23 protein-coding genes are annotated in these 23,523 nt (G+C 47.6%); 8 read left to right on the top strand and 15 right to left on the bottom strand.

Annotated elements, in window-relative coordinates; all coding sequences use genetic code 11:
• Positions 1-358: 358 nt before the first annotated feature.
• The 8 genes from H1230_RS27895 to H1230_RS27930 form a co-directional block, all read right to left on the bottom strand.
• Positions 359-1,675 (bottom strand): acyltransferase family protein, encoded by a 1,317-nt coding sequence (locus H1230_RS27895; protein WP_239713054.1) that lies wholly within the window; start codon positions 1,673-1,675, stop codon positions 359-361.
• Positions 1,676-1,922: 247 nt separating this feature from the next.
• On the bottom strand, positions 1,923-2,849 hold the full coding sequence (locus H1230_RS27900; protein ID WP_239713055.1) for an ADP-ribosylglycohydrolase family protein: 927 nt from the start codon (positions 2,847-2,849) through the stop codon (positions 1,923-1,925).
• Complete coding sequence (locus H1230_RS27905) at positions 2,846-3,205, bottom strand: hypothetical protein (RefSeq protein ID WP_239713056.1); 360 nt, start codon at positions 3,203-3,205, stop codon at positions 2,846-2,848. Before H1230_RS27905 ends, H1230_RS27900 begins: the two co-directional genes overlap by 4 nt.
• Positions 3,202-4,215, bottom strand: coding sequence for a Gfo/Idh/MocA family protein (locus tag H1230_RS27910; protein ID WP_239713057.1), 1,014 nt, complete (start codon positions 4,213-4,215; stop codon positions 3,202-3,204). The genes H1230_RS27905 and H1230_RS27910 overlap by 4 nt, the downstream gene beginning before the upstream one ends.
• A gap of 99 nt (positions 4,216-4,314) precedes the next feature.
• Complete coding sequence (locus H1230_RS27915; protein ID WP_239713058.1) at positions 4,315-4,665, bottom strand: DUF1648 domain-containing protein; 351 nt, start codon at positions 4,663-4,665, stop codon at positions 4,315-4,317.
• Between the two features lie 32 nt (positions 4,666-4,697).
• Positions 4,698-5,033 (bottom strand): nucleoside triphosphate pyrophosphohydrolase, encoded by a 336-nt coding sequence (locus tag H1230_RS27920; RefSeq protein WP_239713059.1) that lies wholly within the window; start codon positions 5,031-5,033, stop codon positions 4,698-4,700.
• Between the two features lie 13 nt (positions 5,034-5,046).
• Positions 5,047-5,448, bottom strand: coding sequence for a (deoxy)nucleoside triphosphate pyrophosphohydrolase (locus H1230_RS27925; RefSeq protein WP_345773380.1), 402 nt, complete (start codon positions 5,446-5,448; stop codon positions 5,047-5,049).
• 244 nt (positions 5,449-5,692) lie between these two features.
• A complete protein-coding gene (locus tag H1230_RS27930) occupies positions 5,693-6,418 on the bottom strand; it encodes a YceI family protein (RefSeq protein WP_239713060.1) in 726 nt (241 codons plus the stop codon).
• Positions 6,419-6,897: 479 nt separating this feature from the next.
• On the opposite strand from H1230_RS27930, the gene H1230_RS27935 reads away from it, so the two are divergent.
• The 5 genes from H1230_RS27935 (at position 6,898) to H1230_RS27955 (ending at position 11,824) form a co-directional block, all read left to right on the top strand.
• The gene (locus H1230_RS27935) at positions 6,898-7,578 is read left to right on the top strand and encodes a response regulator transcription factor (protein WP_239717605.1); all 681 of its coding nucleotides are present in this window, start codon (positions 6,898-6,900) and stop codon (positions 7,576-7,578) included.
• The gene (locus H1230_RS27940; RefSeq protein ID WP_239713061.1) at positions 7,566-8,963 is read left to right on the top strand and encodes a HAMP domain-containing sensor histidine kinase; all 1,398 of its coding nucleotides are present in this window, start codon (positions 7,566-7,568) and stop codon (positions 8,961-8,963) included. The genes H1230_RS27935 and H1230_RS27940 overlap by 13 nt, the downstream gene beginning before the upstream one ends.
• 72 nt (positions 8,964-9,035) lie before the next feature.
• Positions 9,036-9,533: a hypothetical protein gene (locus tag H1230_RS27945; RefSeq protein ID WP_239713062.1), complete on the top strand. Its 498-nt coding sequence runs from the start codon at positions 9,036-9,038 to the stop codon at positions 9,531-9,533.
• A 282-nt stretch (positions 9,534-9,815) separates the two neighbouring features.
• Positions 9,816-10,286, top strand: a complete 471-nt coding sequence (locus H1230_RS27950; RefSeq protein ID WP_275591269.1) for a GNAT family N-acetyltransferase — start codon at positions 9,816-9,818, stop codon at positions 10,284-10,286.
• 80 nt (positions 10,287-10,366) lie between these two features.
• Entirely contained in the window at positions 10,367-11,824 is a 1,458-nt protein-coding gene (locus H1230_RS27955; RefSeq protein WP_239713064.1) for an amidase family protein, read from the top strand.
• A 96-nt stretch (positions 11,825-11,920) separates the two neighbouring features.
• On the opposite strand, the gene H1230_RS27960 is transcribed toward H1230_RS27955, so the two are convergent.
• The gene (locus H1230_RS27960) at positions 11,921-12,478 is read right to left on the bottom strand and encodes an SLOG family protein (RefSeq protein WP_239713065.1); all 558 of its coding nucleotides are present in this window, start codon (positions 12,476-12,478) and stop codon (positions 11,921-11,923) included.
• Between the two features lie 152 nt (positions 12,479-12,630).
• Here H1230_RS27960 and H1230_RS27965 point away from each other — a divergent pair, with 152 nt between their 5' ends.
• Positions 12,631-13,284, top strand: coding sequence for a hypothetical protein (locus H1230_RS27965; RefSeq protein WP_239713066.1), 654 nt, complete (start codon positions 12,631-12,633; stop codon positions 13,282-13,284).
• Between the two features lie 113 nt (positions 13,285-13,397).
• Here H1230_RS27965 and H1230_RS27970 read toward each other — a convergent pair whose 3' ends face one another.
• The 3 genes from H1230_RS27970 to H1230_RS27980 all read right to left on the bottom strand — a co-directional run bounded on the left by H1230_RS27970 (position 13,398) and on the right by H1230_RS27980 (position 17,359).
• The gene (locus H1230_RS27970; protein WP_239713067.1) at positions 13,398-14,498 is read right to left on the bottom strand and encodes a hypothetical protein; all 1,101 of its coding nucleotides are present in this window, start codon (positions 14,496-14,498) and stop codon (positions 13,398-13,400) included.
• 325 nt (positions 14,499-14,823) lie between these two features.
• Positions 14,824-15,279, bottom strand: a complete 456-nt coding sequence (locus tag H1230_RS27975) for a VOC family protein (protein ID WP_239713068.1) — start codon at positions 15,277-15,279, stop codon at positions 14,824-14,826.
• 40 nt (positions 15,280-15,319) lie between these two features.
• A complete protein-coding gene (locus tag H1230_RS27980) occupies positions 15,320-17,359 on the bottom strand; it encodes a beta-galactosidase (protein WP_239713069.1) in 2,040 nt (679 codons plus the stop codon).
• Between the two features lie 110 nt (positions 17,360-17,469).
• Here H1230_RS27980 and H1230_RS27985 point away from each other — a divergent pair, with 110 nt between their 5' ends.
• A complete protein-coding gene (locus H1230_RS27985; protein ID WP_239713070.1) occupies positions 17,470-18,312 on the top strand; it encodes a helix-turn-helix domain-containing protein in 843 nt (280 codons plus the stop codon).
• A 4-nt stretch (positions 18,313-18,316) separates the two neighbouring features.
• The gene (locus H1230_RS27990; RefSeq protein WP_239713071.1) at positions 18,317-18,457 is read left to right on the top strand and encodes a hypothetical protein; all 141 of its coding nucleotides are present in this window, start codon (positions 18,317-18,319) and stop codon (positions 18,455-18,457) included.
• 473 nt (positions 18,458-18,930) lie between these two features.
• Here the strand turns inward: H1230_RS27990 and H1230_RS27995 are convergent, their stop codons facing one another.
• The 3 genes from H1230_RS27995 to H1230_RS28005 all read right to left on the bottom strand — a co-directional run bounded on the left by H1230_RS27995 (position 18,931) and on the right by H1230_RS28005 (position 23,522).
• Complete coding sequence (locus H1230_RS27995) at positions 18,931-20,928, bottom strand: beta-galactosidase (protein WP_239713072.1); 1,998 nt, start codon at positions 20,926-20,928, stop codon at positions 18,931-18,933.
• 253 nt (positions 20,929-21,181) lie between these two features.
• Entirely contained in the window at positions 21,182-22,486 is a 1,305-nt protein-coding gene (locus H1230_RS28000) for an ABC transporter substrate-binding protein (protein WP_239713073.1), read from the bottom strand.
• Positions 22,487-22,685: 199 nt separating this feature from the next.
• A complete protein-coding gene (locus tag H1230_RS28005; RefSeq protein WP_239713074.1) occupies positions 22,686-23,522 on the bottom strand; it encodes a carbohydrate ABC transporter permease in 837 nt (278 codons plus the stop codon).
• Position 23,523: the final 1 nt, after the last annotated feature.

A 23,523-nucleotide genomic window follows, 5' to 3' on the forward strand; every position in this document is an offset into this window, starting at 1 on the left:
TTCCCATCATACAGACCATTTTTCATTCCACTGCTCAATCAATAGTTTTACAACTCTATCAAAACCTTTTTCAGAAACACACTTTTCCTCCCTTTATCAATCCAGTTATCTGATTTTACATATTATTAAACAAAACGAAATAGACCTTTTAAATTCATGCCTATCTGTATTTATATACCAATTCTTTTATCAAAACAAAAAAGAGCAAGTCATAGACCTACCCTTCTGTTAATCATTGTTACACTATAATATATTCTCTTAAATCCACAAACTCACCATTGAGTATTCTTTAAAGTAGCTAAAAACTCTCTATCCAAGTCACAGCTAATCCAGCCCAGATCCTCTATTGAGAAATCACTTATGCGGCTGTACCCGACTGTATTTCCGCCCGCTTGCGCCGAAAGAACGGCTTGCCCTTCGACCAATTGATGAACGGCTGCTCTATGACATAATAAGAGATCGTCGCTGCTACATACGAGATGGCGACGACGGATATACTGATGCCGAGCCATCGCCACACGTCCCTAATCCCGGAATAGTGATAATCCTTGATACCGTACTTTTCGATTAACGTAATGAACAAATAATGCCAAATATACAGGCCGAACGAAATTTTCGCGGTAAACCGGAAAAAGCGGTTATCCAGCAAACGCCCTAATATCACGCTGAACGGTGCCGACAGCAGCACCACTCCGAACAAAATAGCATAAGCCGGGAAGTAGTATGGCTGCTTCTGGAGGCTGAAGTCGAATTCGCCCTGGTGGCGCATACGCCAGATCAGCAAGCCGGCAAGACCCAAAGCAACTGCCCCGACGGCGTCGAACAGCCCGAGCTTGCGCAACCGTTCGATTGCAGCGCCGCGCTGCATGATCACGGTTGTTACGCCCGCCGCCAGGATACCGATTGAGAAGTGGCCGAAGAATCCGACGGGATTGTAATTCGGCATCCAGAATTTCGCACCGCCAATCAGACCATAATCCCAGCCCCGGTCCTGCTCGCTTGGCGTAAACCACTGATAGATGAGAGCGTTTGCAACAAGCACCAATCCGAACACGATGACCCAGAACAAGATCGCCTTTCCGAATGAACGCCTTTTACTGAGCATAAACAATAAAATCATAAACAAAGGCATAAGTATGTAAGAAAATACCTCGAAGCTGATCGACCAGAATGGCCCATTCAAATCTGACGGAAAAAAAGTTGTATAGTGGAAGCCCGATGTAAACGTGAAACCCGTTATGATTCGCCGCCATAAGAACTCCGTAGGAATGTCCAGCCTCCATACAAGCAACAGACAAACCAAGAATGAAACATAGAAACCGGGCATAATTCTTGCAGCGCGACGCACAGCATACGTTCGGATACTCGGATAAGGCTCATTTCCCAAATAAGCGCTCCAAAAGGGGAACGACAACAAAAATCCGCTTAACAAGAAAAACAAGCTGACCCCGCTGTTCCCAAGCAAGAAAACCGACTGCACTTCTTGAAGCCAAGGCTTTTGTGCAGGCATCACCAGTCGTTGAGACAAATGATGCAGGATGACGGACAGGCAAGCGATCGCACGAACGCCATCCGCTCCTGTTAATCGAGTACTGCCCAACTGAATCTTTGACATCAGCTTAATTTCCTCTTTTCCGTATAAACTACCCGAACGGATGATCAACCGCGCAGACAACGAAAGGGCCGTCCAACTGAAACGGATAACCGAAGCCTAGAACACGACATCCGGTTGCCAACTACTCCCATTCCCAATGGCGCTGTACATCGATTTCAGGTACTTCTATCTTTCAAGAAAACTTTGGAAATTCCTTCAAGTATTTTATTATTCAGCAAAAAAAATCCACGATCCGAAATTCGCCTCTTTCAATAGCTACCTGAGAAGTTTCTGTTTATACACGATTATAGGAATAAAACATCCCCATTCACTCCCCAGCCCGCTCCCCAAACAACCGCCCCGCATAATCCTCAATCAGCTCCCCCATAGCAAGCTTCTCTCTCCACTCTGCCGGAATGCCGCTGAGCCCATAATAGGCTCCGGCGATTTGGCCATATACAGCGCCGGTAGTGTCGGCGTCATCGCCCAGGTTGACGGCGAGCAAGACGCCTTCGGCGAAGCTGGAGGTTTTATGGAAGGCCCACATCGCCGCTTCCAGTGATTTCACAACATATCCTGAGCCTTTGATGTCTGGCGGTTCTTTGACTTTATAGGACCCATCCAGAATGTTCTGGATGCTGCGACCCAGTGTCCCCTCCTGCAACCTTTCGCGGTAAGCGTGCAGCTCCAGAACCTCTTGCTTGCTCTGGCCGTGCAGGCCAGCGAGGATGTAGGCGGCCATTAAGCGGCAGGCGTCGAAACATTCCTTGGCGGCGTGGGTTGTTCTTGAGCTTCGCACGGCATACTCCAACGCCTTGGCCGGATGCTCTGCAAAGTACATGACTACAGGCGCCAAGCGCATGATGGAGCCATTGCCGGCTGCACGGGGGTCCATTGATCCGCTGTAACCTTCGCCAGTAGCTTCAAAGTGCTGCAGCGCCGCACGTGTGGAGTTTCCGATATCGAAGCACACGCCGGTGCTGCTTAAATAGCCTTCGCGGAACCATTTTACGTATCTCGCCATTTGATCGACGGGATCAAAGTCCTGTTTCTCAAGCAGGCTTTCCGCCAGGCAGAGCGCCATTGAGGTATCATCAGTCCATTGTCCCGGCTTTAGATCGAACACCCCGCCACCGACAATATCCTGTACTGGCGCAAACGTTCCGGGCGGTTTGAATTCTACAGTTGTACCCAAAGCGTCTCCAATAGCCAAGCCGTTTAAGCAACCTTGGTACCTATCCAGATGTAATGTCATTTCGCTGTTCTCATATTCTTTTTTCTATACTTGGCTCCAATACCGTTACTCACAATAGCGATAACTCCATAGGCAACGGTATAGAACTGGGCACTGCTGTTGCCGTCAAATACCAGAAATACCGACAGGGCAAACAACAGCGCGGGAAGCAGGCACAGGGCAATATTGAAGCCTTGGTGGAGGCCCGCCTCCGCATTAAGAATCATAACCGCCGCTGGATTGACCATAAGCAAGAGCAGCAGCAAGGTTCCTAGATCATTCATGACATGGCTATTATTCTGGATATAGGGAATCAGAAAGAACAGTATAAGATAGAATCCTGTATGAATCAGTACTCTTTTGTATAAGGGACTCATCTAGGCATCTCCAATTCACCAGGATAGGTGAGTCCCCATGAGGCACGAATTTGATCCAGCAGCTTCATGATCGCCAGGGACTCATCGAGCGTGATGGCTGAACTTTCGGTAAGTCCGGCCTGCAGACAACGTCCAACTTCCTCAGCTTCAAAGGCATACCCGATGGATAAGCGGTCATCTTCAAAAGTCTCCACGATCTTATCCCCCACATAAAGCACGGCCGATCTCGGATTCACTACATTCTCAGGAAGAACAATACGACCCTCTGTACCGTAGATCTGAGCGTCCTCTTGCAGATTCAGCCGTATGCCACCGTTCAGCGACGCTGTTCTGCCTCCGCCGTAGGATAACAATAGCGAGAAGTGCTCGTCCACTCCGGTCTCACCAATATGTACTGTACTGGATATAGACTCTGGATTTGGCCCGAAAATCATAGAAGCAAAGGAAATGGGATAGATGCCGACATCCAGCAGCGCACCGCCTCCAAGCTTAGGATTAAGCAATCTGCCTTCCGGATTCCACTCCGAACGGAAGCCTAAGTCGGCTTTTATCAAACGAACATCACCTATCCGGCCTGCGGCCAACCACTCTTTAATCTTGATAATAGCCGGGATGCAGCGCGCCCACATGGCTTCCATCAAGAAGAGCTTTTGCTCACGAGCGTAGGCAACAATCTCTTCGAGCTCTCCGCTATTGACGGTGAAGGGCTTCTCACATAACACGGCCTTGCCAGCACGCAGCGCCAGCAGCACATTATCTTTATGGAAGGGATGGGGTGTCCCGATATAGACAGCATCCACTTCCGGATCATTCACTAATTCCTCATAGGTTGCATAAGCAACGGGGACTCCGTGATTCTTGGCAAATTCATCAGCACTTTCCTGAGTGCGTGATCCCACTGCATAAGCCACACCGTTGCTGGCGTGTGCCAGATCCGTTACGAATTGATGGGCGATCCAGCCGGTGCTGAGGATACCCCATTTTACCTTGTAAGCGTTATCCGTAGTCATTAAAGTCTTTCCTCCCCAATATTATGCATAGTCTATTTGATTCTATCAAAGTGGCCGACAGAAGCAAGCAGAAATGGCCGTGCCGTCGTTCTACTCCACTTAAACCATGCTCATCAATGCATAGATACTAATGGCCGCGAGTACTAGGGTTACGAACATCGTTGCTGCATTCCATATACGACTTACCACGGCAAGATTCTCAATATAGCTACGCAAAAAAACCTTGCGCAGGAGCACCTGCAGCAGCTTCATAATGATACATCCTAACACTCCGATTCCACTCAGTAGAACAACCTCAAAGCTCGATTTCATAACAAACCTATCTGCTATAGACCCTGTATAATGGATCGGAACAATGTCTGGCATGCTAGGGTACAGATATATGTAGAGTATAAAAGGGAAGATCGCAACCAGACAGCATATCATCAACGTGGGTTTGCTTTTGAACATTAGGGTAGCCTCCTTACCGTTTAAAATAATAGCTACACCTGTAGCTCATCCGCCACATCCAGCAGAAATATTCTTTCCATAAAACCACCGCGCCGCGCTGCTTTGTCTGCACGAATCCGTTCTAGTGAACTGCCCTCACACCCGTGTGTCAACGCTAATGCCAGGATCACTTCCAGCATATCCGCTAGTTCCTCAAGCGCTTCTTCATCGCTGTCCGCCGCGAAATATTCCGCCGTTTCTTCCTTTAATTTTATACGCAGCTGCTCTATATATTCTTCGGTATCCAGTATCCTTGTTCTGAGTGCTTTTCCTTGTGCCGCAATTATTCCTGGAATCCCGTCACGCACCAGCTTCTGATAGGTAGGCATCTAGCAGCTCCTTCTATTGATAAGATTCCTGCAGCAGTTGTTCTACAAAAGGGATGTCCGCCGCCGCAAACACAAACGCTCCCAATTCGCCCGGGTACACCCAGCGGTAATCATCGTGATCCAGCAGTTTGATTTCTCCACCGCGATATTCGGCGTGCCAGGCAATCAGCCTGATCTGTATCTTGCCATAGCTATGCTCATTCGTCCCAAAGGCCTCGTAAGGAATAATTGTGATGCCCATCTCCTCCTGCAACTCTCTTTGCAGACAATCAGGGATACTTTCACCCGCTTCTACCTTGCCCCCGGGAAATTCCCACAAGCCTTCTTGCGACTTACCCAATCGCCGCCGAGCGATCAATAGCTGTCCTTCACCATTATGTATAATTGCTGCCGCTACTTCTATCAGGGAATTCACCTCTATTCTGTATGATCTATACCATATGATACACAGGAATGATTGAATTGTTTCTCTGAGGAGACTGGAATGGACATGCAAAAAGAAACGACTTTACCGTCCTTTTAGGGATGGCATCCGTTTCTTCGAGAAATATAAGGATAAGTTATCATGTGAAGCCTATAAATTCTTATCTTTCAAAAAAAGACGCCTTCCGTCGCCATATTCGGCTAAGAAAACGTCCCTCCTATTATTAAGCTACCTATTATTTCGTCAGCACAAGCTCCAAGCTTACCAGTAGATTATTCTCTGCATCCAGCACAATAGAGTGCGGGCTAGTCATCCCGAAATCGGCAAAGGTTACAGTCGTCGTTCCTGACAGCAGCAGCTGGCCACCACTATAAGCAGCTTTAGCAGCAAAGGTAACGTCCTTTGCAATTCCTTTTACGGTGAGTGTCCCCTGCATTTCAACCGGTACTGCGGTTCCTTCTGTCCATTCAGCAGGCAACTCAGAGAACGACTTCACCACGAAGGTAGAAGTGGGATTAGCGGCAACCGCCAGAAAATCGTCTCCTTTTACATGCTCGTCTCTTTGGCCGTTGCCGGAATCCAGCGCGCTCATATCCACGGTTCCTTCTCCTGTCATCGTGGTGATATCGTCCAGATTCACTTTCCAGCTGCCTTTAACTGAATTGTCTACAAAGTTCACGGTTTCCTGCGAGGTCGTTACGGACCAATATACTTTAGAAGTGTCGGCAATCGTCCAGTCTCCATTTAATTGCTCTGCTGTAACCGCCGCACCCCCCGCCGTGTCTGTACTAGCGTTCGTAGCGGCTGGCGTGTCTGCGGCTTCTGTCCCTGGTGTCTGCGTAGGAATCACGGATTCGATCTCAACATTATTCCCCATAGACTTATTAAGCCATGTATAACCTGAAATGACTCCTACGATAATTACTCCGGCAGCGATCATGGCTATTGTTTTTTTCTTCATCCTGTTTCCTCCATCCGATTTCTTTGTATTGTGCAAGCTCGTTCCTCATTCTAACAAAGCAATAAGTCGGGAAGAAGTCGAAGCAACGCTTGCTGTCTTGTGGTAAACTTGTCGTAATTTTAGGCAACATTTCAGGGCTCAGAACCAAAATTAGCGGTTGATGAATTCGAGCGAAGATACAATGAGGCAAACATATAAAGCCTGAAAAGTTGCAGTTCAAATCTGGCGGACAGTAGCGCCGCTATTTCACTTTTGAAGGGGTTTGGGCACAGGAAGCGGACTCAGAATACGCTATTGAAGCGGAAACGGGTTCTTAGGGGAGGAAATTGGGTCAATAGTGTCCCTAGTGTCCGTCAAATTCCCAAATCGCCTGATTTCGAACAAATAGGAGCTTCTCAGTCCGGTTCACTGGGTCAACCTTTGATTTGGAGCTAGAGCCCATTTAGATCAGAATAACTTTTAGGAGACTCCTTATGAATATGAAATCCATTCTGATAGTCGAGGACGAAGAAGCGATCGCCAGAGTCCTCAGTGCCTATCTCAAAAAAGCAGGCTTCAGCGTCACCCGGGCTGCGGACGGTATAGCAGCGCTGGAGGCCTTTGCAGAATCTCCTCCATCGCTTATCCTGCTAGATATTATGCTGCCAAATATGGACGGCTTCGAGCTGCTGGGCCTGATCCGGGAGAAGAGCAGCTGTCCGGTGATCATGCTGACAGCAAAGGACGGCATTAACGACCGGCTGGCGGGATTGGACGGCGGTGCCGACGATTATATGTCTAAGCCTTTTATTCCGGAGGAGGTAGTAGCCCGCGTGAATGCAGTGCTGCGCCGCCCCTCGCAGTGGTCTGACGGCAGCCGCAAGCGGCATTTCGGCAGCTTGTTCATCGACTACAGCGCGCGCTGCCTCTTTCTGAACGGCGCCGAGGTCAACCTCAGTCCTCGCGATATGTCCGTGCTGCTATTCTTAGCCGAACGGCCGAATCAGATTTGTACAAGGGAACAGCTAATCGAGCATGTGTGGGAGATGGATTACGAAGGAAGTGACCGGGCGGTGGACCTCTCCATCAAAAGAGTACGCCAAGCGCTGTCTCACTGGCCAGCAAGTGAGGGAGAGATTCGTACACTAAGGGGGACGGGGTACCAATTATGGACAACCTAAAGAAGCGAACCTCTATCCTCTCCTACTGGACGGTTAGATACCTGCTGATCATCAGTGTTGGTCTGCTGCTCACTGCGCTGACTACCTTCTGGTGGATTCAGCAGGAAGCGATGGATAACCGCATGCAGACCACCGGCCTCTTGGCGCAGGAGATTGCCGACCGCAGTGTTAGCGCGAATGGCACGATTGAGATCAGCCAGAATCTGGGGAAGCTCATTGAGGACCGGAAGCGGTTCTTCAAATTAACGGTAGAAATGTGCGTCATTATTACAGATAAGCAGGGACAAATGCTGTACTCTATGCCGCCGCTGACTGAGAACCAAATGCGGTTGAAGATTAAAGACAGCTTGAGTGATTCCCGTAACTCGGAGTACAAGGGGGCCGTCGCCCCTATCAAAGCGGATAATGCGGTATTAGGCCAGGTTATCGTTATGCAATCCAAGAAATCGCTGCGCCATATCCCGCAGGACGAAATCATCTTCTTCTCGATCATCCTGCTATTTCTGATCATCCTGAGCTGGCTGACCATCTACCTCTTATCCCGAAAACTCGCCAAGCCTATTCAAAGAGTGGCGGCGGCAGCCGTCCAGATCAGCAGTGGCCAATATAACATCGGGCTGGAAAAAGGAGCCAAGGAGCGGGAAATTCATGAGCTTATCGTCTCCTTTCAGGAAATGGCGGGCAAATTACAGCAATTCGAGCAGTCCCGGGCTGTCATGCTGGCCGGCGTATCTCATGAGCTAAAGACTCCGGTAACTTCCATCAAAGGTCTCGTGCTTGCCGTTCGTGAAGGTGTCGTCGAAGGAGAGGAAGCTGAAGAATTCCTCGATATCGCTCTGCTGGAGGTGGGCAGGCTACAGCATATGGTTGCAGATCTACTGGATTACAACGCCCTCACGGCCGGCATAGTATCCGTCCGCCACGATAGGCTGGATGCTGTTCCGCTGCTCGCGGAGATTGTCTATCAATGGAAGCTGACACAGGATGATGATATCTGTGAACCTATCCTGCTAATGCCGCAGAAGCCCCTATTTGTCCGGGGAGATCCGCTGCGTATTCAGCAAATCATGGTCAATTTGCTGAACAACAGCGTGCAGGCGAAGGCGCAAGGCAAGAAGGTAGAGCTTACCATCGAATTGCTTGAAACCATCGGGGAACAAGCAACCATCCGGGTCACTGATAATGGAATTGGGATCACACCTAGTAACCGGGAGCTTGTGTTTGTTGCTTTCTTTCGCAGCAACGGCAAGAATACTACCCTGCGTGGACTGGGACTGGGTCTTACCTTCAGCCGCCTGCTGGCCGAATGTATGGGCGGAAGCCTCCATCTTGGGGACAACCCGGAGCAGGGCTGCTGTATTGTTCTAACTTTGCCACTTGAGTAAGATCAGTGGTCTCGCGGGACTCCCGCATGTTATAATCATGTGCACAATGATAACCTGAACCGGAGGCTGTATATGCTTACATTTGAACAGAAATTAGCTATTCTGGACACCTACTCTGTACTTGAGCGCAAGAACGTGTCCCTTGGACGCGTGAACTATCACTACGAGCAGAGCCAGCATGAGAAGAAAATAGTAGCGTTCCATCTTCACCCAAACGGCAACGGCTATGTATACGCAGGGCTGCTGCGGGGTTATGAGACGGATGATAAGGGCTTCGTGAATATTCGCGAGCTGTCGGAAGCTGAGCTGCGGGAACTGCTCGATGCCTCCATCACCTCCATGTCCATGCACATCCCAGAAGCTCCAGTCGTGAATCGAAGAAAAAAGAAAGCTGTTGTGGCCGAAGCAGATTCGCTCTGGGTTAACAGCGACGACGATACGTTGACGCTTAAACTAGAGGATGATTTATGGTATGTCTATGCTGGCCTGAATCTGGAAATGGCCTTTGAAAGTATTGAGGAAGCCAAAGAGTACCTGGCGGAAGAAGGCTTTACTCCGGCGCAGCCTTAAGTTGAACTAAATATTAAAGCCTCTAAGTCCGCGGGTACTGGCGGGATTAGAGGCTTATTTTTTTAGGGATCGATTAAGGTGACGCCTTTTTCATAGTAAATTGCAGCCTCTTAGCTTATATTATATCCAGCGATTCTATTCCCATTTATTGCAGAAGGAGGAAAATCTATAAATATCCTTGCCGCATCATGAACATGGTGGTTGCTGCTCAGGCTCTCTATAGCATCATTACGATGGCTTTAGTAGCGATATCTTCATTTGTTATTTCATACTTATACAGAGGTGATTCTTATAAATGACGATTTAGTTATTAGAGACTATGTTGCGGCGGACTGCCAAACCTTATCGGCTATTATTAGAGAGAATCTGATCCATATAAATAGCAGAGATTATTGTGAAGAGATCATACACAATATGTATAGAACTTTTACTCCAGACCACATTTCTAATCTTTCCAAAATAAGAGAAATATATGTTGCTGTTAAGGATACCATTATTGTCGGTACTGCGAGTCTTGATAAAGATACTATATATACTCTTTTTATTGATATAAATCACCACAATAAAGGGATTGGACGAGAATTCATTCATTTCATTGAACGAATCGCAGTGGATTCAGGAGTAACAACAGTTAAACTTCCCAGCAGCATAACTGCCCAGGGCTTTTATGAGAAGCTTGGCTATGAGGCAATTGATATTGTTGATTCAGCTGAGTATGGCAGGGATATTATCATGATAAAGATTTTAGTATAAGAAAAACTATGAAGACACCGCAAATTGTGGTTAGATTGAGGGGAAGGCCCACTCTTAGAGAGAAAGAAGCGTGAACCCACATGAGTTTTGAAATCGTAGAAGCGACGATACCGGAGATTCAGGCTGCTTTGGAGGCCGGTGAGATTACGTCACATCAATTAGTCCTTATGTATCTCGAACGCATAGCTGACCATGATAAGAACGGTCTTACTATCAACTCTGTGCTGGAAATCAACCCTGATGCCCTGTTTATCGCAGAGTCCCTGGATGTGGAACGTTCATTGCAAGGGCCCCGGGGGCCCATGCATGGTATACCCGTATTAGTGAAGGACAATATTAATACAGGGGATAAAATGCATACCAGTGCGGGATCGCTGGCCTTGGCGAATTCTTTTGCCGTAGAGGATGCGTTCATAGTTACCCGCCTGCGAGAGGCCGGAGCGATCATCATGGGCAAAGCCAACATGACCGAGTTCGCCAATTTCATGACCAACGGCATGCCTTCCGGCTTCAGCTCACGTGGGGGACAAGTACTAAATCCTTATAATATATCAACACCGACAGGTGGCTCCAGTGCCGGTTCAGCAGTAGCTGTAGCTTGCAACTTCTGTACAGTATCCGTTGGAACGGAAACCTCCGGCTCTATCCTGAATCCCGGCAATCTAGGTTCTGTCATTGGAATTAAACCTACAGTAGGCATGATTAGCCGCTCAGGCATCCTTCCGCTCTCCAATACACAAGACACCGCAGGCCCGATGGCCCGAACGGTTCACGATGCGGTACTGCTGCTAAACGCCATGCTCGGCAAAGACAGCAGCGATGCTGCCATGGGCACAAGCGTAGGCAGGCTGCATGAGGATTACACCGTCTTCCTGGATGAGAACGGACTTAAGGGCGCTCGAATTGGCATCCCGCGTGATTATTATTTCGAGGAACTAACCGAAGAACAGCTGGCTCTCTTCAATGCTTCCGTGGAACAGATGAGAGCACAAGGTGCGATCATCATTGACCCCGCCGATATCCGGACAGCACGTGAGATCAGTTATTCCTCCGTGGTGCTGAACGAATTCAAAATCTCCCTGAATGCCTACTTATCACGGTTAGGCCCGGGAGCACCGATGCGGACGTTAAGAGACATTATTGATTTCAATCATACCCGCCCCATGGAGACGCTAAAATATGGCCAGGTTACGCTCATGGATGCCGAATATGCTACTTCCGGCACACTAACCGATCCGCAATACCTGCGTGACCGCGCCACCGACTTGAAACTGTGCAAGGAGCAGGGAATTGACGCAGTCATGAAGGAGCATAACCTTGACGCTCTGCTATTCCCGGCTGATTTCGGAGCCAGAATTACCTCCCGGGCCGGTTATCCGTCGATCGTAGTCCCTTCAGGTTACACTGCTGCTGGCGCACCCTTCGGCGTTACCTTCTCGGCACAGGCTTACCAGGAACCGTTGCTGATTAAGCTGGCTTATGCCTTTGAGCAGTACACCAAGGTTCGTAAGGCACCTTCACTGCAGAGTTTCATCTGATAAGTGCAGCATCCTTTATAACTTAAATAAGCCCGGAACGATGAGCTGAGGTGCACTCGTTCCGGGCTTATTTATGTGTATTGAAGCACTCATAACCTACTCATACCCTCGTTGATTCTCTTCATCGGCAATGTTCTGAATCTCATCCGAATGAATTAAATAGAGGCCGTAGTCACTCTCCGTATGCAGCTTCAACGCTCTGGCCTTAAAGAATTTCGGGCTTCCTTCCGCAGCATCCTCATCATAAAAGAGTAAAATACCGTCGCTTTTGCGAAACAGCAAATCATCTCTGGCCCGGAACTGCCAGCTGCCGTCATAGGGCGCATTGCTAACCGCTCCGTAGTAGTCTGCGCCAGCAACAATACGCCGGTATTCGTTCTGCTTCTCTTCCTTCCACTTCTCCTCCGGCGCTGCGTGGGCTGTAATGATGCCCAGCTTAAGCTCAGGATACTTCTGCTTTAGCTCAAGCACCACCTCGCAGGCCCAAAGATCTACGCCATATTGGCCAGGCGTAATGATCCACTCCACTCCGTCCTCCACAAGCGGGATCAACCTGTTCGCTAGTGCTTTTTTTATATAGGGAATACCCAAGTGCTTATTATCAAAAATACCGAGCTCATGCGCACGATAGCCTGTTACTAGTAAGGTTGTCATGTATTGCCTCTTTCCTTGAAGATTAATTACTATTGCCATTATACAACAGAAAGAGGAGCTATTTCTTGGGCAACCATCAGCTGATTTTCATCGTACTTTCAGAATCGATTGATATATTGTTCTCTAAACCATATCTTGGGAGGAATAGTCAAATGAAAAAACTTATACCGTTTATGATTTCAGGAAGCCTTTTGGCTTCTATATTGTTGGCGGGCTGCGGCACAAATACAAACACCAAAGTACAAACGGATACTTCCGCAGCACAGCCAGCTCCTTCAGCAGGAGCCAATGAAAACGGCAACCCTAACAGAGCTATGAATATTGGCAAAATCAAGAGCATCAGTGGGAGCACGATCACGATTTATACTGCGGATATGACTATGGCACCTGGACAAAATGGAGGTGGAAAAGATACAGGGGCTCCACAGGGAGAACAAGGTGCCGCTCCACAAGGCAATGCTGGCGGAGAACAAGGAACGGCTCCTGAAGGCGGAACGCAACAAGGTGGAGGTGGACAAGGAGGTGGAATGAAGGGTGGTGGTATGCAAGGTGGCAGAATGCAGCAGAACTTCTCTGAAGAAACCACAGACATTACGATCGGCGCTGACACCACTATTTCCTCCGTTACCTTCGACAACGGCGCACAAAAAGAAAGCACACTAAAGTTATCAGACCTAAAGGCTGACGATATTATCCGCTACACGTTGAAGACAGATAGCACGGAGGCTGCGAGCATTACGTTAAGTAATGGAAATCCTGGAGGTGGCATGGCGAGAGGAAACGAGAGCGCGCCTAGTACCAATTAACGGTAGAGCAGGCGTTAGTTCACACCACAATCCAGCTTGAGCACAAACACTAAGAAAGAGGGCTGCCACTTGGTAGTCCTCTTTCTTTTACCCCGTTATTATTAATGGAGCGCTTAATGTACCAACCTTTGTTTGGTGCCCCCAGAGACCAGCTCCTTGCTCATTTCCAGATATGTATCGCGCCAGCTCATGGAGAATCCGCATTCTACACTCTCGGCAACAATACCAATGATGCGCAGTTTGCGAATGGCAGACACCCGCAACAGCGACATCAAGGAGTACAGCACAGAGACTATAAACTGATAGATTACAAATTCTTTTTGCTGATAATGTCTGAGAAATTGAGAATTGGAATAAAAGTCCCAGTGAAAATCATTGACTGCATCATAATATTGAAAAAGGTCACTGCCTCGCCCCTGCTTGTCCAAGCTCAATTCTCCATCGTCATAACCCTGAGATAGCACAGAGAGTAAGCAATCAATGAAAGTCTGCATCCGTGTAAAAATATACTCCCGTTCATAGCTGCTCTCTGCGAATAGCTGCACCCCTTGAGAAATAAATTGCTGCTCTTCCTCTGTGCGGCCGAACAGTATCTCCCAGTTTCTGCGTGTAGTCTCTGCATATTTCCCGGTTAATTCCATTTGACCTTTAAAATATTCAAAGTTGGAGCGCAGCGACAAGTAGCTGAATTTCAGGCCACCCTCACAACGATTAACCGTAATCATAAACATTTTGGCGAATTCAATATTTTGCTGTTCTTCAGACAGTTCGCCCCATATATCATAAAGGTCTACCAATAGCTGGCTTTTGTGAAGTTCAATCTCATAATTGACATGAGGGCTGCCCAAGGGATTCCCATGTTGCAAGTCCTCCCCTTCCTCTATTGTCACCACTCCATCCTTGCGCAGCGGAAGATATTCTCCTGCATAGTCCTCTAGCTCCGCCACTTTACGAATGACAGCTTCAAATTTAGCATATTCATTGTGCCCCCTAGGTCGGCTGTAACGAAAAGCCAGTTGGCGGATCGTAGACTCAAGTCCATTGTCCCCGTCTGCAGCCGGATAGGTTACCTTCACATGAAAGCCATAGGTCCAACTCTTCTGCAGCACAACGTTCATTAGACTTCTTGCTTGAACAAAACGAATGACACCCTGTAAAAGATACGCGGTGGCTTCGCTGTCGTATAAATAGCAATTAATTGTTCGCAGCATCATTGCCCCCATCACTCCTACTGTTAGATTTGCATAGATATTGCAACTTGTTCTATTTAAACTTTTAACTTTACTTATTTACCTTAACATAGCCTTTTCCAGGCTTCACCGAATACCGGATGTGGAAATCCGCTAAATTCTTGCGGGAATCTATTCTCTTATTGCGCTGTATTCCCCACACAAAAAATCCCGAACCACTTTAGCAGTAGTTCGGGATGTTTATTGGAAAATATATGAATTTATATGCTTCACGCAATAATTTATTCTTATATTTCTCGAAGAAACGGCTTCGCCGTCCATAAAGGACGGCGAAGCCGTTTCTTCTTGATTATTTATCATTTTCCAGCAATTCAGTCAGTACTTTCAACTCACTAAAGGTGTCGATATAGGCATAACGTCCGCCTGTGAATTCACCTTTTTGAATTAATGGCATGTTCTTGGAATGCAGCAGTTCGATCTTCTCTTTCATACCTTTAATTGAAAAAGCGATATGGTGGACACCTTCCCCTTCCTTATCCAGGAACTCCCGCCAAGTTGAAGGGTTATGGTCAGGCTCGATTAGTTCTATCTGCAACTGTCCACAATCGAAGAAGGCCAGCTTAGCACGTGCTTCTGATAATTCACCATTGAATTCAGTCTGCGCAAGATCGACAGTGTCCGTCCAGAACCACTGCGGCTGCTCAATGCCAAAGAATTTGGCATAGCTTGCTGAAACCTTCTCGATGTCATTGACGATAATACCGATCTGTGTAATCACTTGAGTCCCTAATATACCATTGTCCATAATTGATTTCTCCTTTTATAGGTCCTGAGGAGCTCTTCGTTTAAGCGTTCAATAGGTCGCCTTTCAATATCAGTACGCCGCGACTTGGCACAACGACAGTGCCCTTAAGTTCCTCGCCGCCCAGAATATCCGTACGTACGGCAGTACCAATATCCGCGCTTAATTCTCCTTCGGTATGGTTCAGCAGGAACAGATAGGACACTCCATCCTTCACACGCTGCACAGACTCAATGCCTGTCGGTGCAGATACAAGCGGCTGAATCCCCTGCTCCGCGCAAAGGTTCGCCAGAAATCCTTGCAGGAATCTTGCTTCCGGACTAGTCGCTACATAATAAGCTTTACCTTCGCCAAAGCTGTTCACGGTAAGTGCAGGCATGCCTTTGTAGAAGTCCGTACCATACTGGGCCAATACTTCAGCACCTTCAGAGTGAATCAGATCGCAGAGTAGATCGCAGGAATAAGATGTGCTCAGAGCGCCCCATTCTTTGTTCATGACTAATTCATTGCTCATTCCTGGCAGCAGTGCATCGATTTCCTCTGACCAGATGCCCAACACCTTGCGCAGCTCTCCAGGATATCCGCCTACGGTTACGAGATCATTTTCATTGACGATACCGCTGAAATAGGTCGTAATAAACGTGCCCCCAGCTTGCACAAAGGCCTCTACCTTCGCGGCAAAACCCGGTTTGATCATGTACAGCACAGGTGCAATCACGATCTTGTACTTGGACAAATTCTCTTCGACACCGATCATGTCGGCTTCGATATTTTGCTGATACAGGGCGTCATAATATTTATGCACTTCATTTACATAGTCCAGTGCAACTGAAGGTCCACTTGATAGGTCGAGCGCCCAACGGTTCTCCCAGTCATAAATAATTCCGATTTCCGCCTGACCACGAGCGTCCAGCAACTGACTGCCAAGCTGTTCCAGCTCTTTGCCTAACTCTGCACATTCACGGAAGACACGGGTATGCTCATGACCCACATGCTCGATAACTGCACCATGGTACTTCTCACATGCCCCGATGGAACGGCGCAGCTGGAAGAATAACACGGTATCCGCACCACGTGCCACTGCCTGGTAGCTCCATAAGCGCATTACACCCGGACGCTTCAGGCTGTTGTAGGGCTGCCAGTTCTGCTGACTAGGTGTTTGCTCCATCAGCATGAATGGCTGGCCGTTCTTCAGTCCACGCATCAGATCATGTGTCATTGCCGTAAAGCTTACGGGTGTATCCAATGAAGGGTAGTTGTCCCAGGAGATCACGTCCATATGTTTAGCCCACTCGAAATAGTCCAGTTCCGGATAGAAGCCCATCAGGTTGGTCGTAACCGGAATGTTGGTGCTGTGCTCCTTGATCGCGTTATATTCAAGCTTGTAGCATTCCAACAGGCTGTTGGACATAAATCGGCGATAGTCCAGTGAGATTCCCTGGAAGTTGGTGCGGTTGCCATTCCATTCTTCGCTTAACTCGTTCGGCACAACAATTTCTTCCCAGTCGTAAAAGGTATGGCCCCAGAAGCGAGTATTCCAGGCTTTATTCAAGGTATCCAGCGTGCCATAACGTTCCTGCAGCCAAACCCGGAAGGCAGCAGCAGACTCCTCGGAATAATCATACCCACCATATTCGTTAGAGATATGCCAGGCTACCAGTCCCGGATGGTCTTTATAGCGTTCAGCCAGCTTGCTAGCCAGCTTCGTGGCAAATTTGCGATAGACCGGACTATTGGGGTTGGAGTTGTGGCGTCCGCCGAATTTACGTTTTCTACCCTGTACATCAACACGGGTTACTTCGGGATAGCGGTGGGCCATCCAGGCCGGATGAGCACCAGTAGCTGTTGCCAAACATACATAAGTACCATTCTTATATAATCTATCTATTAATTCATCCAAGGTAGAGAAATCATAAGTGTCTTCAGAGGGTTGTATCAGCGCCCAAGAAAAAACATTTATCGTAGCAACGTCAATTCCAGCCAGTTTAAACATCCGTTCGTCCTCTGCCCACTCTGGAGCTTCCCATTGCTCGGGATTATAATCCCCACCGTACCAAATCTTCTGTAATTTATCGTTGATCACACAACGCACATCCTTTATAGTATAATTATATATTTATTGTAAACGGTTAACCTTTCCTTTTAAATATAATATTACAGACGAACTATATAATAATATGGAACTAGCAGGAGATGAGACATTTGTCGTTAATCGCTCGCCGCAGAATTGTGTTCGCCCACGAGGGTGGTCAGCATCTGCCGATCACTTTAGACAGTATGGGCTACAATCCCGAACAGGAAAAAGTGACCCGTCCAGATGGCTACCATACCTATCATTGGATTCAAACTGCCCATGGAGAGGGTACTATTCATTTCGAGAACAAAACGCTCTCGCTGGCTGAAGGCAGCGGTGTACTTCTGCTTCCTCATACCCCCCACCGTTATGAATCGGCATCTACCGATTGGTGCACCTATTATTTAACTTTCGGCGGCAGCTCTAGTCGACAAATCCTGGAAACGCTCGGTATGAAATCTAATTCCTTTTACCGCTGGGAGAGTGAGGCTCCTCTCTCTCTGATGCTGAATGAGATGCTGGACCGCCATGATGCGGCCCAGGATATGTTCAGTCTGGGGGCCTCCACTGATGCTTACCGTTTCCTCTTAACCCTAAGCAAATACGGACAGCTCCATAACAATACAGCGATTTCCCGCAATGTGGACAAGCTGCAGCCACTGCTGAAGTGGATGGACAGCCAATATGGTGATCCTGACATCGGACTGTATGATCTGGCTACACAGCTTGGGGTCTCGGGACGTTATCTCAACAGCCTGTTTCTGCAAACCTTTGGGCTCTCACCTTATGCTTATTTCGTCCGTTTACGCATCCGCAAAAGTAAGGAGATGCTCGTTAGCCAACCCCACCTAACGGTAAAATCAATCTCCCTGCTGGTCGGCTTCCGTGATGTCAGCCATTTCGTCGCCACGTTCCGCAAGCAGTCGGGGACTACGCCGGAGCAATTTAGGAGGCTGCACTAAAAGTTTGGTGCGGCTATGGGGAACTGCTGCGGCTATGGAAGAGAATACGGGTTTGTCGGCACTGCGAGAAACTTTTGGACTTCCGATCGCTGTTATTCTCGGATTCCTTTATTTGAACCGCGTAGCGGTTGGAATCCGAGAATAACCTATGCTTTCGATGCGAGCTTTCCTACGGAAAGCTTTCGGGCGAACGCTTTCGCTCCTACAGTTCCAAGATTTCTCTTCGTTCCTTCAAACCCTCCCTCTCTGCTTTGCCTTGAGAGTAGTTCGAACCATAAAGCCCCCCACTTTTAGAACACAGTGTGGATAAGGTAGGGCAAAAGAAAGAGCAAAGAAAGGGCAAAAGAAAGTCAGCCTTTAGAGCGGCCACGGTATATAGCCTTCATGTGGGCTCCAAAATGGATTCTATTGCAGAAAATACAATAGAAATACCCCATTTGGCTCAAAAAAAGGAATCTAATGTATTCAGTGCAGTAGAATTCATAAAATGGGCTTGGATCAGGGGTTTTCCCGACAATCAAGTGTACAAAGTGCAATAGAATCAAATTTCAGTCTCAGTTGGATAGATTCTATTGTACGAAATACAATCAAACTAGATATACGTCTCTCGGATAGCCTTTACATCTCCAGAATCTCCACACCGTAAGGCTCAAGCTGCAGCTCTCCAAAACGAGGCTGTCCGTAGAGTACGCTGTTAAATTCGCGCGACAGCGTGACTGTCTGGGCTTGGCGGTTTAGATTGAGCAGGAACAAGAAGCTTCCGCTCTCACCAGTTCGCACTGATGCCTGCATTCCATCCGGCAGGCCAGCAAACTGGAACAGTTGGTGTTTCTTCGCCAGATCCGCCAACAGAACAGACCAGTAGCTCTCCTCCGCATGGGTTCCGAGGTAATAAACTTGGCCTCTGCCGAAGGTGTTAACCGTCACCGCCGGAATTCCGGCGTAGAAATCATTCCCGTACCAGGCGATTGTCTCGGCGGTAGTAGGCGTCAGCAGATCACACCACTGCAGACACTCATAGGAATTACCGTTAATGTCTACGATGATATGTGCTTCGGTACCAATCGGGTCATACTCGTCCACTCGAACCCCTGCAGCGTAGCTGAGCAATCCTGGCAGCGGCTGCATGACCGCTATATTATTCATATTTTTGACGCCGCTGCGATTCGTGATTATTAACACGCCACCAGCGGCTGCATAAGCTTCCAATTGTTTAGCTATTTCCTCATCCAACAGATACAAGCTCAGTGCAATAACTACTTTGTATTCATCCAGCTGTTGTCTCCAGTCGATGACATCACAGCCGATCCCAAGCTTCGTCAGCGCACGGTGAATTTGCTTCAGATTCTCATAATATTCCATATTCTCAACCTGCGGTTGAATGTCGAGCGCCACAAGCTGCTCATGCGAATTCAGTATAGCTACCTCATTCTTCAAGGTTGTCCCCTTTAGCTTGTCCCCTAGCGCATTTACCTCATTACAGAACTGAGTGAACTCAGCGAAGCGGCGTCCCGGGACGTTGCTATGATCAATCAGACCATGCCAAAATTGCTCAGCACCAGCTACTGCATTTCTCCAGCGAAAGTGCACCACGGTATCAGCACCTCTGGCAATAGTCTGCCAGGCGTAAGCACGGATAAATCCAGGGTACGGCGTGCGCCACATTGGCATCCAGCAGCCCGGTGTCCCGCTTAGCTGCTCCATAATCCAGAAATTTTTCCGTTTAATCCCACGAGTCAAGTCGAGAGATAAGGCTCCACTATAAGGCGCAGTGGCCTGTTTGGTCGGAGAGGTATTCGGATAATAATCAAACGCAGCTACATCCAGATTCGCCCCTACAGGATACATATTCAGCTTCTGTGGATAGCTATGAAAATTGTGGGTTATGAAATGTTCCGGGCATACGGAGCGCAGAATATCAATCTGTGTCTGTTGAAACTCTACGATGGAATCCCACTGGAAACGTTGAAAATCTAACAACAAGGAAGGGTTCTGATGCCTTGATCCACCCAGCGGAACCGTAAATTCATTCCAAGCACTGTATTCCCCGCTCCAGACATTGGTTCCCCATTCACTGTTTATGGCTTCCAGAGTGCCATATTTGGCTTTTGCCCATTCACGAAAAGCATCATTGCAACGATCACAATGGCAATCGAGCATACCGAATTCATTATCAGTCTGCCAGCCAATAACCGCTGGATGTTCGCTGTAATGCTGCGCTAGGCGCTCTATAATACGGCTCCCGTATTTCCGTAACGAGGGGCTATTGTAACAACGATGTCCGCGCACACCAGGATGAAAGATTCCCCCGTCGGCAAATACCGGAAGCACATCCGGATAGCCCGTGGTCAGCCAGCGTGGCGGTGTAGCAGTTGGTGTTCCGATGACGACCTGTAGTCCATAGTTATGAAAAAGATCCATCGCCCGGTCCAGCCACGCAAATTGGAAATCTCCATCCGTTGGCTCAAGTCGGCTCCAGGCAAATTCGGCGACCCGAACCACCTTCACGCCGGTTGCTTGCATCAGCTTGATATCGGCTTCCCAGAGCGATTCATCCCAATGCTCCGGGTAATATTCTACTCCGACTTGCACGTTGTTATACTCTTTCATCGCCATAGCTATCCACACTCCATTCTTCTAATGTTTATTGTACCAAGAAGAAACGGCTTCGCCGGTCTTTATTTGACGGCACCCGTTTCTTCGAGAAATATAAAGATAATTTATCCTGTGGAATATACAAATTCTCACCTTTTAAAAAAAAGCTGCCCCTTGCTTCACCGCAAAGGATGAAGCGAAGAAAGCAGCTTTTTGATAACTTTAATTAATTTAATAACTTAAATCAAATGTAATGAAGCGTTACAGCTTACTATTATTGTGTCTTAAGCTTGTCCCAAGCAGCTTGCATATTCGTTTCCCAAGCTTTCACGTCAATTTTTCCGGCTACATATTCTTGAATTACGCTGCCGAACTCTTGCGCTGCACCATCAGGGAATTTCGAAGATTGCAGGCCGATGATTTTGCCAGCATCAATATATTTGTACAGCTCTGTACCGATATCGCCCATTTGTTCTGGTGTTGCTTTGATGGTCGACAAGGCGGGAATAAATTTGAATTTGTTTACGATATAATCTTTACCCATATCCGAAGTTACAAGCCAGTTCAGGAAAATCTTAGCTTCTTCTTTGGAATCGGAATCTTTGTTAATGACAAGGTTAGCTGGAATACCGATAGTCAGCTTGTCGCTTTCAGCGGCATCGTCGCTAAGCGGCATTGGCAATACGCCGATATTCAGATCAGGATTAATACCGTCGATCATCGTCTGTGACCAGTTGCCTTCTTGCATCATAGCAGCTTCGCCATTAGCAAAGAGTGTAACTTGTGTATTGTAATCGGTAGTCAGTGGATTTTTGTTGCCATAGTCCACAGTCAGCTTCATCAATTTAGCAAAATTATCGAACTTCTCATTGCCGACCATACTAGCGGAACCATCGTTCAAGCCTTTAATAAAGGCGTTAACGTCTGGTTGCTCTGCAAAGGCCACGCTAATTCCTTGGTTACCCATCAACCACCATTCCTGATAAGCATTAGCAAAAGGAGTGATTCCGGCAGCCTTTAGCGTCTTCGCAGCAGCTTCCAGCTCGGTGTAGGTTTTTGGCATTTCTGTAATGCCTGCTTTAGCAAACAAATCTTTGTTGTAGATATATCCGTAGCCTTCAAGGTTCATTGGCATACCGTATACTTTACCGTCTTTAGTCATCGGCTCAGCAGCCAATGGAATCAGATCTTTAACCCAAGCTTGATCACTAAGATCTTCAAGCTTGTCCATCCAAAGATCCATTTCGTTGTATCCACCGTTGGAGAAAATGTCCGGAGCATCACCGGAAGCAAATTTAGTCTTCAGGGAAGCTGCATAATCCGCACCGCCGCCGACTGTTTGAATATCAAGCTTGATGTTCGGGTGTTCTTTTTCAAACTCGACTTTCAGCTCGTTCAGGCCTTCCACAATCTCGGTTTTGAACTGGAAAATTGTTACCGTTTTCACTTTATCTGTGTTAGTAGAACTATTCCCGTTACTTTCGCTTGCAGCATTATTATTGCCTCCACAGGCAGCGAGTACTAGTGACATTACCATCAGAACGGACACTGCCAATAACGCAGGTTTTTTGCTCTTCATTCTTATTTCCCCCTTAAGTGATTGTAAAATGGATGTGGTCTTCTATGTGGAACGGCTCTTCCATGGATAGATATTGTAGTCCGCTCTAGCTCTATTAGAAACCTGGTGGAGAACCTTCGCTCTTCCACCAGCCTTCCTAACGGATTGCTTCTCTTACACTTAGTCCAGCCGAAACTCCTTACTTTAGTGAAACTAAATATTAACCTTTAACTGAACCGGCTGCTATACCTTCGACAATATAGCGCTGCAGCATCAGGAAGAAGATGATAACTGGAGCGATTCCCAATACCAGCGCCGGAAGCGCGATATCCCATTGCTTCGTATATTGTCCGAAGAAAGCAAAGGTGGCGAGCGGAATGGTGCGCATATCTGGTTTTTGCAGAATTAGAGACGGCAGCAGATAATCATTCCATACCCACAGGGTATTCAGCACGATAACTGTCATCAGCATCGGTCTGAGCATCGGCAATACGATTCGGAAGAACACGCCATAAGGATTACAACCGTCTACCGTTGCTGCTTCTTCAATTTCCAGCGGAATCGCTTTGACGAAGCCATGGAAGAGAAAGATCGACATCGGCGCTCCAAGTCCCAGATAAGTAAAGATCAATCCTGTTCGGCTATTGTTGACACCAAGTACATTAATGACCTTCAGCAAAGGAATCATGATCGACTGAAAAGGAACAACCATGGCTGCTACAAACAGAAAGAATAGCATTTTGTTAAACTTCGTATCCGATCTGACCATCCAGTAAGCACCCATGGCTGCAAACAAGGCCATTAGTACTACACTTACGACTGTAATTCCAAAGGAATTGGAAAAGGCTTGCGGGAAGCGGGTGAGCTCCCACGCCTTAGAGTAGTTCTCCCATTTAAATACCGCCGGCCAGCTGGCCGAATTGGTCATGATATCCCCAAACGGTTTCAACGAGTTTACGAACAGAAAGTAGAATGGTACGAGAAACAACAGACCGACCAGGACCATCAGGACCTCGGTGGTAAATAAGCGTCCGTTATATTTTTTAAAAGTACCCATA

This window comes from Paenibacillus sp. 19GGS1-52 (genome assembly GCF_022369515.1).
Lineage (GTDB): Bacteria > Bacillota > Bacilli > Paenibacillales > Paenibacillaceae > Paenibacillus_AQ.